We start from the raw sequence: 11,527 nt of genomic DNA, 5'->3' as shown, positions 1-11,527 counted from the left end.
CACCGTCCGTCTCTGCAATCACCCGGTTGAGATGATCACGCAGCAGCGGCATTGTCGCGGAAACGCTATCTGTCGCATCACTGAGCGCTACACGATTCTCCTTGCCAACTATCTGGCTGCTTCTAGTAGCAAGCCACATACCCAGGCCTAGACCCAGGAACATAACTACAGGGGCTGCGATCAAGGCCACCAGCCAGGTCGACTGAAGGCTTGCACCCAATATCCACAGGACTGCGACCGATAAAGCCAGACTGGACAGCACCAGCAGCGATGGCATCAGTCTATAGCCACCCTCTGCAATCCGGTTGACACCTTCCTTGAGGGCGCTCATGGATCAGCCTGCCGGAGTCCCGGCGGGCAATACCCTGCCCAAAACGGCAAGCAGGTTGTCTGCCGAGACGGGCTTGACCATCCATCCCGTAGCCCCATTGCGCCGGGCCTCGTCCTTCTTTTCCTGTTGCGACTCCGTTGTCAGGACTACGATCGGGGTCTGCGAATGTGCAGGTATTGCCCTTGCATTTCGAATGAAGTCCAGTCCATCCATGCGTGGCATATGAACATCGGTAATAATCACATCAGGTCGATAACCCGACTGCAGGCGTTCGAGCGCCTCCTGACCGTCATTAGCAGTCTCAACATTGTGTCCAGCCTTTTCAACAATGGCACGCATGCTCAAACGGATGGTGCCAGAATCATCAACCAGAAATATACTACTCATGCTACTACTCCTTTGCTTGCTGACAAGTCAGTTCACTACTGATGCAGGCACGGCGCCAACTCGCTTGGGGAAAAGATGAATCAGGGATTCGGTTGCCATGAAATAATCCATGGCACCACGACTCCTGGGGGCGGATTCACGTACCGGCTTACCGGCCGCAAAGGCCTCCGCCAGACGAATGTCACTGCGAATACCCCGTAGAATCCGTTCGCCACCAAACTCGGCCGCCAGCTCGTCCAGCACCTGGCTGTGCATGCGGACACGGCGATCCACCATGATCGGCAGAATCCCCATGAGTCGCGGCCGGTGCCCGCCACCAAGGCTGGCACGCATGAAAAGCCGGGACAGGGCCCGTACCCCGGCGGCCGCCAGGTGATGGGGAATCAAGGGCACCAGTACACTGCCGGAGGCCATGAGCGCGTTCATCAATACGGCATCCATGGAGGGCGGGGTATCCAACAGGATGGCGTCATATGCCTGGAAGGCGGGGTGGCTCAGGGCCTGCTGCAGACAGTGCCAGTCACTGCCGGTGTGGCTGGCATCGAAACGGGGATCGGCCGGTATCACATCCACGCCCGCAGGAGTGGGTCTCAGACCTTGATGCAATGGCTGGCCGGCATTGGTGAATACGCAATGACTGCCCATAGCCACCGGCCCTTCCAGGCCCAGCCCCATGGCCACGTGATTCTGCGGATCCAGATCCACCACCAGAATACGATAACCCCGGGCATTCAACTCAGCGGCCATGTTGACCGCGGAGGTGGTCTTGCCGGAGCCACCCTTGCGGTTGGTGACGGCGATGGTCCGGTCCCGAACGTTCATCACTCCGACCCCGCCTCGGGTTCGCCACGACCTTGATTGCTGGAATGACGCTGCTTCAACAAGGTCAGGAGATGATCCTGGATGGGTGCTGTCCCGCCTTCAGAAACGACGCGGACACCAAGGCAGAACAACACCTGGAAAACCGCGGTATGCAGATACTGGCACTCACTCAGGTCCACCGGATAGTCCGGATGGGCGCGAACGGTCTGCACCAGGGTTTCCGCCTGGTCGGCTTCACAGTGGCCCTGCAGGCGAATGCGTCCGTTTTCCAATTGGATGCTCATGCCATCAAGCCCTTCATGTCGAGGATAAAAAGGATGCGTCCGTCACCCAGCAGGCTGTGCCCGGAAAAGAGATCACTGCCCTTGAGCAGGCCCTCCAAAGGCTTGGCTACCACTTCCATGTCTTCACCCACCGCATCCACCCGGAGCGCGATACGACGTGACTGCCAATCCAGGATCACGAAGTCGATGTGGCCCCCTTCCCTTACTTCCCTTACTTCACTTTCTGCACTTTGAGCCTCCCCGGCCGCCGTGCCCAGGCGTTCACCCAGTGACATCACGGGCAGAACCTGTTCGCGCACCATGATCACAGGCTGGTGCCGGACATGGTGCTGGTCCTCGGGCGACCGCCGGACAATCTCGACAACCGGCTCGATGGGAATGCCCACATCCTGCGCCCCCGAGCGGACCAGCAGCACGCGTGAGACGGCCATGGACAGCGGCAGGGAAAGAGTCACCCGGCTGCCCTCGCCGGGCTGGCTGTCCAGACCGATGCACCCGCCCAGGGATTCCACCGAGGCTTTCACCGCGTCCATGCCCACCCCGCGCCCGGACACCTCCGAGACTGCCTCGGCGGTGGAAAAGCCAGGGGCGAAGATCAATCGCTGTTTCTCCATCGTATCCATGCCCGCCAGCGCCTCGGCAGAGACCACGCCCTTGTCCAGGGCCCGTGCGGCGATTGCCTCCGGATCCAGGCCACGCCCATCATCGGCCACTTCCAGCTCCAGCCAGTCCCCGGCGTGCCGGGCACGCAGGACCAGCCGCCCGGTCTCGGGCTTGCCGGCCTGCCGACGCTCTGCCGGGGGTTCAATACCATGGTCGAGACTGTTGCGGACCAGGTGGGTGAGCGGATCCACCATGGCCGCCAGAACCTGACGGTCTGCCTGGGTCTGCTCGCCTTCCAGCACCAGCGTCACCTGCTTGTCCAGCTTGCGGGCAATATCCCGGGTCAGACGCCGGAAACGCTGGAAGGTGGTGGACACCGGTTGCATCTGCACCGCGGACACGGCCCGCTGGATTTCACCGGTCACCCGTTCCAGAAGCTGACCCTGCTCCTTGATCTCCCGCGACAGCCGGCGCGAGCCGTAATCCTGCTCGGCACGGCGGGCCAGATAGGGCAGGCCGTTGCGCGCCACGATCAGCTCCCCGACCAGTTCGCCCAGTTCATCCAGGCGTTGGGCATCCACATTCACGTGGGACGATGGCTTGCGTGTCTTGACGCCGGCGTCAGGATCGCCGCTGCCCACTGGTGGCGAACCGGGCCGTGGATCGGCCTCGACCGCCTCTACCGAAGAGGCCGGCAATCCCGGCGCGCCATCAAAGAAGCCGGCCATGGCCGGATCCATGTCCGCATCGTTGTCGGCAGGCACGGGCTCGTCAACGAACAAGCCGCCGGCCCCGTCCGGCAGCTCCCATGCCTCGCCAGCCCCGCCTGCCGGTCTGCTGATAGATTGAACGGCTTCGTTCAGGCAGGGCTGACGGCGCACGGCAATGGCCTCCACCAGGGCCTGCTTCCAGGCCAGGGGCACGCCCTCCAGCTCCTGCAAGGCCTGAAGCCAGGTCAGGCCCCGATGGACCCAGAGGCCGCGATCAAACAACTCCAGGCCGGCCTTTATTGCGTGCTCCAGGGCTACTGCATCGTCCCGCTCAAGCGCACGTCGCAAGCCCGCCAGCAGCTCTTCTTCCGCTGCCAGCGGCCGCGCATCGCCATCAAGACAGAGCAATGCGCTCAGGGGGAGTTCGCGCATCGCCGTGACACGCCCCGGTGGGTTCTCGATCCGCTCCAGGCTGTCGGCAGGCCCGCTGCTCAAGACCTGCAGGCGCATCTGGAAGCGAAAGGTATCCAGGCCATCCACATCGGTCCCGGCTTCGGTGGCTTGCGCACCCAACGCCAGGAAGCCCGGAACTGCCATGGCCCAGGCGAGTGGATCCTGCCCCGCCAACAGCGCGCCCGAATCGGGCTCCAGGGACAGCAGATGACATTGGGACCGGCCCTGCTCATACAAGCGGGTGAATGCCCGAATCCGGCTGGAGAGCGGAATGGACGCAAGCCGTTCCCAATCATTGTCCGCCGGAACGGAGACACCAGGTTCTCCATCCTGCGCCACTGTTTCACTCTTGCCCAGCAACGCTTCCAGGCGAGCAAGCAGTCCATCCGCCGCCACGGCATGGAGGCTTTCCACACCCTGTCCAGCCATTTGTTCTATCCATTCCTGTGCCTGATCCACCGCGTCCAGCAGGAGATCGACGGTGTCGGCTTCCGCCCGCAGCTCGCCACCACGAAGAGCGTGCAACACCTGTTCCGTTTCGTGAAGCAGCCGATTTAGGGCGGGGAATTGGAACAGGCCGGCACCGCCCTTGACCGTATGCAGGCTCCGGAAGACCGCATCCACTGCCGAGGCATCACCGGGTGCGGTTTCCAGTTGCAACAGGCCATCGCCGGCCGCCTGCAGCTGCTCACGAGCCTCTACCACAAACTGTGCCATCAGCGGATCCGATGGACTTGCACTTGTGTTGGCCTGAGTCACGCTCTCTCCTTTCGCCTGCATGGATCATGCCCTTAGCCACAGGCCAGGTCATCGACACCAATGGCGGTTTTTCCGGGCAGGGACGAGGTCTGCTGCGGCGGTCGTTGATAAACAATGGCTTCGGGGAACCGACGATAGAGAAAGGCGTCGTTCATCCGGTGCATGGATTCGGAATGACCCAGGCAGACGAAGCCACCGGGCCTGAGGGCATCGAATAAGCGGGCCGCCGCTCTCGCCCGGGTCGCATCATTGAAATAGATCAAGAGATTGCGGCAGAAAATGACATCCATGGTCGGCATGGCATTACGCCACTCATCTGTGCTCAGGTTCACCTGACTGAAAATCACTGATCGCCGAATCGCTTCGTGTATGCGCTGACATCCATCCCCGGCCGGCTGAAAAAACCGCTGTCGGCGAACGGCGGGCAGCAGACGCAGCGCCCTTTCTCCATAGATCCCCTGCCTGGCCTTCGCCAATGCATCGGTATCAACATCGGACGCGTGGATCTCCACTTCATGGCGGTCCACATCAGGCCAGTCCTCCAGCAGCTGCATGGCCAGGGAGTAGGCCTCTTCGCCCGTGGAACAGGGAATGGACCAGATACGCACCGGCTCGCGTTCCGAGACACCCAGCTGACGGCGGCTCTCCATGATCTCGGGAAGCAGGTGACGGGTCAGGCACTGGAGTTGATAGTTTTCCCGGTTGAAGTAGGTTTCGTTGACCGTGATGGCATTGGTCAGGGCCTGGAACTCTTCCAGGCCCTGCTTGCCCTTGATCAATGCCAGGTAATCCTCGTGCCTTTGCAGCCCCAGGGCCTGCATGCGACCGGCCACCCGCTTCTCCACCAGATAGCGGCGATGGTCCTCGAAGTACAGGCCGAGACGGTCCAGGAACAGGGCCCGGAACATCTCAAAGCTGGCATCCGACATTTGCGTGGCTGCGTCACTCATGGTTACGCCGTCTCCGTGTCCAGACTGACCTGGCGCAGATGCCGCTGGAGTTGCTGGGCCACCAGACCCGCGGGAATGACAAGCTCGGCACCGCCCTGGTCCACCAGGGCCTTGGGCATGCCCCAGACCACCGCGGTATCCTCGGATTCGGCGATGGTAAAACCGCCCTGCCGATAGAGGCGGGCCATGGCATCGGCCCCGTCATCGCCCATGCCCGTGAGCAGGACGCCGGCAATGGATGCCGCCGGCAACTGTTCCATGGCCGAACTCATCAAGCGATCCACCGAGGGATGCCAGAAACGGCCGCCATCGGGTGGCACGGGCATGGCCTTGAGTTTGCCGCCACGACGGCTCAGCGCCATGTCCGCGTCTCCCCGGGCGATGTAGATACCACCGGCGGTTACCTCGGTCAGCCCCCCTACCTCACTGACCCGCAACTGACAGCGGTCATTCATTCGGCGAGCGAAGACACCGGTGAAACTGGCCGGCATGTGCTGGGCCACAAGAATCGGCCAGGGAAAACTGGCCGGCAGCTGGGGCAGGATGTGTTCCAGGGTGCGGGGCCCCCCGGTGGAGACGCCGATGACAACCACGCCCTCATTGCTCAGCGGCGTGATCTCGGCACGACGGGGCGCCACGACGGCCGGCTCCGGCGTGGCGTGCGGCATATCGCCGAGCCGGGCAGTGGCGGCGGCGCGCACCTTTTCCACCAACGCCTTCTGCACCCGGTCCATGTCCACCGTTACGGTGCCGCCCGGCTTCTGGATGTAGTCCACCGCACCCAGCTCAAGCGCCTCCAGGGTCGCCAATGCGCCGCGCTCGGTGAGTGAGGAGACCATCACCACGGGCAGGGGACACTCCGTCATGATCCGGCTCAGGCATTCAAGCCCATCCATCACCGGCATGTGGATGTCCAGGGTCACCACATCCGGCTGAAAACTGCGGATCTGGGCCAGGGCATGCTCCCCGTCGCGGGCAGTGGCCACCTCGAAATCCGGTTCGTCGGCAAACATGCGCGCCAGTTGACGCCGCATGAGGGCCGAATCATCGACCACCAACACCCGGGTCGCCGCACTCTGAGCTTTCGGTGAATAACCGTCGCTTGCAAGGGGCATCAGCTCACCGTCTCCAGTTCTTCCAGGGTTTCCGCTTCGAGCAGCCGGGACTGGTCAAGCACCAGCACCATGCCGGCATCGTCCGAGCGCCGGATCACCCCGGCCACCCAATCAGCCCGGGAAGCCGCCATCTCCCGGGCATCACTGATCTGCTCCTCGTCCACCTTGAGGACTTCGCTGACAGCGTCGACAATGAATCCGACCCGTTGCCCCGAAAGATCGAGCACCAGGACCCGCTGCGATTCATCACGCTGACCCACCGGCAAGCCGAATCGCCGCCGCATGTCCACCACGGGAAGCACCCTGCCCCTCAGGTTGATCACCCCCTCCACCTGGCTGCCGGCGCTGGGCACGCCCGTCAGCTTGTCCGGCAAGCGCAGGATTTCCCGCACAATCCCGATGGGGGCCCCAAAGGACTGCCCTTCCAGCTCAAAGATCACGAATTGACGCATGTTGCCTGTCTCCTGCCTGCCTGAACGACGGGCATCACGACCCATCTTTGCCCCATGCCGGTCAACCATTCGCTCGGCCATGGCGGCCAGTCGATGGGTCCGGAGAAAGGCCTCCACATCCAGCAGGGTCAGCAGCCCCGCACCAACGCCGGCATGCCCACCCCGCCCTTCGGGCAATCGATAGACACCGGCAAATTCCTCTGTCCCGGCGTCATTGAGCTGGGGCACGGGTCCGATATCGTTCTCGGGGATCCGCAACACCTCCTCCACATCATCCACCACCAGGCCAATACAGAGACCGGCATCACCCACGGGCAGAATGACCACCCGCCGCCCTCGTTCCGTTTCCGGAAAATCGAGCAAGCGCCGCAGGCTGAACAGGGGAACGGTCGCGCCCCGCAGGGCGGCGAGACCCAGCATGGCCTCGGGGGCCCTTGGCACCGGGCTGATCTGCTCGGGGCAATCCAGGATTTCCCGCACGGGCAGGGCGTCCAGGCCGAAGGCCTGGCCGGCCACCCTGAGGCTCACCACGATACGCTCGGCCTGGTGCTGCCGGTGACTGCCGTCCGGGGATTCCGCCCGTTCAGCCACCGCCCCTTCGGCGCTGTTGGCGCTTTGCTGCCAGTCACCGAGCTGCCGTTTCAGCACGGCATCCACGTCCAGCAACTGCAGAATGCGTGACTGGTCCTGGAGCGCGCCGCGGGTCATGAGTGCCACATCGCCCGCGTCCGACGACTGCTCCGCCGCCTCGGGGGCGACCGCACTGAACACCCGCTGCACCCGATCGACCCGCAGTCCCAGCCGGGGCTGACGGCGAAGCACCAGAATGCGCTGGCCGTCCTCATCCACATCCCCCTCGTCGCCGGTCGCACGGCGCAGACAGACCACCGGCAACACACTGCCGCGCAAACTGAACACACCGATCAGACAGGCAGGGCTGAGCGGCACCGGCGTGATGGCCGGCGGGCGAATGATTTCACCAATCAGGTCGAGCGGCAGTGCCAGTTCCCGGCCCTGAACCTCGAAGGCAAGAAACTGCGACTTCTCCGAGGCCATGGCAGTGTGCTGATCATCGAAGGCTTCCAGCGGCGCGGCCGCGGACGGGCTATCGCTCGTGGCGTCCGCCCGGCCGCCGCCGGCAGCAACATCTTCTGCTTGGGTTGACATATCGGTCTCTCCACTGACGATTGGGACCGGGTGATTACAGGGCCTGCAGTTCGTCGGCAAGGCCGGCGATCTCTTCCGCCGCCTTGGCCAACTCCCGTGCCCCCTGACCCTGCTGGCGGGCGGCAGCGGCCGCTTCCGCACTGGACTGGTCCGCCTGGGTGGCGGCCGAGGCGATCTGTTCCACCGCCGTCTTGGCCTCTTCCACCGCATTACGGATTTCGTGGGAGGCCTGGGCACTTTCCCGGTTGCCACTCACCACGCCCTGGATCCGCTTTTCCACCAGCTCAAGGCTCTCCACGATTTCCTGGTAACGCTCCGCGTCTCCGGAAAAATCCCGTGCGAGGGTGTCGAACAGATGCTGGGAGGCATCCACCTGGCTGCGGGCATTACCCACCACTTCACCGACCTGCTCGGCATTCTCGGCGGCATCCTGGGAAAGATTGCGGATGTCATTGGCGACCACCACGAAGCCATCGCCGAACTCTCCCGCCCGGGCCGCTTCGATCCCGCCACTGACGGCCAGCATGCTGGTCTTGATATTGACCGTCTCGATGCTCTTCATGACCCGCTCGATGTCGGCACATACGCCTTCCACGCCGGCCACGTCCTGGTGAAACCGCAGGCTGTCTTCGCCGTTGTCGGCAATGCGACCGAGCATGGCCTCCACCTTCTCCCGGTTCTCCTTGAGCAGCTCCAGAATCCGATCACCCTGTTCCACCATGGCATCGGCCCGTTCAGCCGCCTGACGGGCACCACCCAGGAGTTGCTCCACCTCCGCGCTGGTGGCCGAGGCGCCCTGGCTCTGCATGCGCGCGCCCTGCTCGATCTGCTCGATGGCGGTCCCGATCTGCTCGGTGGCGCGCTGGATTTCCTCCACGGAAGCCGCCAACTGCTCCGCTGACGACGCCAGATCCGCCCCGCGGCCGCTGCCATTGGTATTGGCCTTGACCTCTTCCGCCACCTGCGCCAGATGCTGGGTGGAGGCCTGACACTCGGCCAGGGCCCGGTTCTGCTGGGAGACCATGCGGGCAGCCTCCTCGCAGGCGGAGGACTGCTGCTCGGAGGCGGCGGCCACCTTTTCCATCTGCTGCTGAACGCGCTCGGAAACCTGGGCGGATTGCTCGGCGGTTTCGAGTATCGCCCGGGCACCCGTCAGCATCTCGTCCATGCTCTTGCGAGTGCGCTCAAGCTGTTGGATGGCCTCGTCACCGGCGCGTCGGTCATCAGCGCCAGCTTCCGCCGCCTGCTGGATCTTCTCCACCAGGGTCTCGACCTGCTCACCGATGGTGACCACATGGGTCTGGATGCGATCGGCACTGGACTGAGCGGTCTCGGCCAGGGCACGGACTTCATCCGCCACCACCGCGAATCCCTTGCCGTGCTCACCGGCACTGGCGGCCTCCACCGCGGCATTGAGGGCCAACAGGTTGGTCTGGTCGGCAATGCGGGTCACGGCGCGGACGATCTCGCCCACCTCCCTGGCCGATTCGGCCATGGCATTGACCTGCTTGACCGCGTCTTCCTGGCGTCCCACGCCCTTGCGGACCCCGGCGACCATGCCCTCGATCAAGCGATTCGCCCCTTCCACCTCGTCCTTCATGGCGTCCAGGCGCTTCATGGCACTGCGGCTGTTATCCCGCTGCTGGCGCACGGCCGCCGCGGAACTGGATACCGCCTGCAGGGTTTCCTGGGCCGCCGAGGCGGCTTCCTCGGCACCCGTTGCAATCTGCTCCATGGAGCGGCCCAGCTGCTCGGAAGCGGCCACCGACTGACTGACCGCACTGGACAGCTGCGTGGCGGCCGCGGCGATGCGCTCGGCGGTTTGCTGGCGCCGGGCGGTATTGCGGGCGCGCCGCCTTACCGCTTCGGCACGGCCGGCGTCCCGGTCCTCGTCCAGCGCGGGCTTGGTGGACGGCTGCGCCGTCGACTGATCGAGTTCATTCGTCTTTACCAGGGCCATGCGAATCCTCCAGTGCCGCGAATAACGGCGTGATCAATGCATTTCTGGTTTATGTGAAACAATTATGGCACAAAACCTAGACAGGAATATTACAATTCATTGATTGCCGACAGACGGTCCATCCACGAGGACAGCTGGTAACCCATCGGCCAGGCGCACCGGGAGAGCGGCAGGGGCAACGCGGGAGCGCTTAACTTGGCGCCCGCTTTTGTGTAAATTTGCAATAATGGACAGTGGCTTAGCCCACCTGGCGATGAAAGGCGCGGGGACCAGGCCGGCCCGGGTATGATTGACGTCGGTCCCGCGGCTACGCGGAGAAGCGGCCTTGCTTCCAAGGCCCACCAAGCAAGCGTGACTTGGACACGGTATTGATAGGACTTGCTGTACATTCATCCTGCTTGCTCCTTGCCGGCCCGAACCCTGGGCACCCCCTCCCGACCCGCAATGAACGCAGATCTGCGGACTTTTCCCACCCTCCCGCTTACAAGCTTGGCAGCTCTGCAACCCCTTGCAAGTGGATACGCAACCACTCATCGCTCTATTGCAGCCACTGCTCACACAGACCGGGATTTATCTCCCGAATCCCTGCCCCTCCCCCCAAAGGGCAGCCCAGTTCCGGGGCAAGCCATGCCTCGATCGTCATGAAGGCCTGAAATGGAACAGGAATTGGACAACAGGGAATTTTCCGGGCCAATCTTCCGGCAACGGCTCGAATCCGTGGTACGCCGCTTCCCCAGCCGCCGGCAGGCAGCCCGGGTGGCCGGCGTATCGGTGGATGCGCTGGCGCGCTACCTGAAGGGCAGCAATCAACCCGGCTTTGCCCCGGTCGCAAGACTGGCCCGGGCCACGGGCATCTCTCTGGATTGGCTGGCGGGGGGATCGGACAGGGCCCCCGAGCAGGAACAAGGCATCTTTCGCGTTCCCATCCTCAACGAGTGCCAGCCCGACCGCGACACCCTGGCCGAGGGTGTGGGCCACTGCCCGGCCTCACTGGCCATCAGCCGCCGTTGGCTTTATTACGCACTCGAGGTAGAGCCGGAACGATTGGCAATCTGCTCGGTAATGGACGAAAGCATGTCGCCCCGCCTGACACCGGGCGATCTGCTGGTCTTGGAGCGCCACCGAGAACATCCCACTTGCGACGGGCTCTATGCGATCAGCATGAATGGCGCTTTCCTGGTCAAGCGGGTCCAGCTCAGGCCCGGCCATCAGCTGCAATTCCACAGCGACCATCCGGCCTACGAGAGCTTCGAACTCTCCCGCCGGAAACTGGCTGAATCCGGCCTCTACATTCACGGGCGGGTTGTCTGGCTGGGCCGCAAGATCTGAGCCCCGCTTGGGGAAACCCTGATTCAGGCTTGCAATTCCGCTCCGCCCGAGCCGAGAATCAGGCAAGGAATGGGCCAAGTACGCGGGAAGTCGATCATTCCCGCAAGTGGAAGACATCATGGGCTACCCGCCGGACGAAATCGTCGGCATGCGGCCTTACGACCCCATGACCCCACGCGAACAGGACCGAATGGTGGATGTTTAC

The 11,527-nt window shown here is 63.6% G+C and carries 10 protein-coding genes; 1 reads left to right on the top strand and 9 read right to left on the bottom strand.

The genetic code is table 11. The annotated features are described in order from the left end of the window. The 9 genes from VCB98_RS13115 to VCB98_RS13075 form a co-directional block, all read right to left on the bottom strand. Positions 1 to 331 (bottom strand): hypothetical protein (locus VCB98_RS13115; protein ID WP_346053278.1); only part of this gene is annotated, 331 nt, incomplete at its 3' end. A gap of 3 nt (positions 332 to 334) precedes the next feature. Next, on the bottom strand, positions 335 to 718 hold the full coding sequence (locus VCB98_RS13110; protein WP_346053276.1) for a response regulator: 384 nt from the start codon (positions 716 to 718) through the stop codon (positions 335 to 337). A 27-nt stretch (positions 719 to 745) separates the two neighbouring features. Beyond that, positions 746 to 1,540: a ParA family protein gene (locus VCB98_RS13105; RefSeq protein ID WP_346053274.1), complete on the bottom strand. Its 795-nt coding sequence runs from the start codon at positions 1,538 to 1,540 to the stop codon at positions 746 to 748. Then, positions 1,540 to 1,824, bottom strand: coding sequence for a hypothetical protein (locus tag VCB98_RS13100; protein ID WP_346053272.1), 285 nt, complete (start codon positions 1,822 to 1,824; stop codon positions 1,540 to 1,542). The genes VCB98_RS13105 and VCB98_RS13100 overlap by 1 nt, the downstream gene beginning before the upstream one ends. Continuing rightward, positions 1,821 to 4,307: a chemotaxis protein CheA gene (locus tag VCB98_RS13095; protein WP_346053270.1), complete on the bottom strand. Its 2,487-nt coding sequence runs from the start codon at positions 4,305 to 4,307 to the stop codon at positions 1,821 to 1,823. Before VCB98_RS13095 ends, VCB98_RS13100 begins: the two co-directional genes overlap by 4 nt. Before the next feature lie 74 nt (positions 4,308 to 4,381). After that, the gene (locus VCB98_RS13090; RefSeq protein WP_346053268.1) at positions 4,382 to 5,299 is read right to left on the bottom strand and encodes a CheR family methyltransferase; all 918 of its coding nucleotides are present in this window, start codon (positions 5,297 to 5,299) and stop codon (positions 4,382 to 4,384) included. A 2-nt stretch (positions 5,300 to 5,301) separates the two neighbouring features. Beyond that, complete coding sequence (cheB, locus tag VCB98_RS13085; RefSeq protein WP_346053266.1) at positions 5,302 to 6,414, bottom strand: chemotaxis-specific protein-glutamate methyltransferase CheB; 1,113 nt, start codon at positions 6,412 to 6,414, stop codon at positions 5,302 to 5,304. Beyond that, on the bottom strand, positions 6,414 to 8,033 hold the full coding sequence (locus VCB98_RS13080) for a chemotaxis protein CheW (protein WP_346053264.1): 1,620 nt from the start codon (positions 8,031 to 8,033) through the stop codon (positions 6,414 to 6,416). Before VCB98_RS13080 ends, cheB begins: the two co-directional genes overlap by 1 nt. A 34-nt stretch (positions 8,034 to 8,067) precedes the next feature. Then, a complete protein-coding gene (locus tag VCB98_RS13075; protein WP_346053262.1) occupies positions 8,068 to 9,993 on the bottom strand; it encodes a methyl-accepting chemotaxis protein in 1,926 nt (641 codons plus the stop codon). Positions 9,994 to 10,647: 654 nt separating this feature from the next. Between VCB98_RS13075 and VCB98_RS13070 the strand changes: the two genes are divergently transcribed. After that, positions 10,648 to 11,322, top strand: coding sequence for a LexA family transcriptional regulator (locus VCB98_RS13070; protein ID WP_346053260.1), 675 nt, complete (start codon positions 10,648 to 10,650; stop codon positions 11,320 to 11,322). The last annotated feature ends 205 nt before the right edge of the window (positions 11,323 to 11,527 follow it).

The sequence above is a fragment of the Natronospira elongata genome, from assembly GCF_034931365.1.
In the GTDB taxonomy this organism is placed as follows: domain Bacteria; phylum Pseudomonadota; class Gammaproteobacteria; order Natronospirales; family Natronospiraceae; genus Natronospira; species Natronospira elongata.
The sequence above is the reverse complement of the archived record's forward strand: the minus strand, read 5'-3'. Positions and strand labels throughout refer to the sequence as shown.

What these genes read in the sequence shown, in the direction of transcription:
- VCB98_RS13110 (WP_346053276.1), bottom strand. Translation starts at nt 718, where the DNA reads ATGAGTAGTATATTTCTGGTTGATGATTCTGGCACCATCCGTTTGAGC.
- VCB98_RS13095 (WP_346053270.1), bottom strand. Translation starts at nt 4,307, where the DNA reads ATGGCACAGTTTGTGGTAGAGGCTCGTGAGCAGCTGCAGGCGGCCGGC.
- cheB (WP_346053266.1), bottom strand. Translation starts at nt 6,414, where the DNA reads ATGCCCCTTGCAAGCGACGGTTATTCACCGAAAGCTCAGAGTGCGGCG.
- VCB98_RS13090 (WP_346053268.1), bottom strand. Translation starts at nt 5,299, where the DNA reads ATGAGTGACGCAGCCACGCAAATGTCGGATGCCAGCTTTGAGATGTTC.
- VCB98_RS13070 (WP_346053260.1), top strand. Translation starts at nt 10,648, where the DNA reads ATGGAACAGGAATTGGACAACAGGGAATTTTCCGGGCCAATCTTCCGG.
- VCB98_RS13075 (WP_346053262.1), bottom strand. Translation starts at nt 9,993, where the DNA reads ATGGCCCTGGTAAAGACGAATGAACTCGATCAGTCGACGGCGCAGCCG.
- VCB98_RS13100 (WP_346053272.1), bottom strand. Translation starts at nt 1,824, where the DNA reads ATGAGCATCCAATTGGAAAACGGACGCATTCGCCTGCAGGGCCACTGT.
- VCB98_RS13105 (WP_346053274.1), bottom strand. Translation starts at nt 1,540, where the DNA reads ATGAACGTTCGGGACCGGACCATCGCCGTCACCAACCGCAAGGGTGGC.
- VCB98_RS13080 (WP_346053264.1), bottom strand. Translation starts at nt 8,033, where the DNA reads ATGTCAACCCAAGCAGAAGATGTTGCTGCCGGCGGCGGCCGGGCGGAC.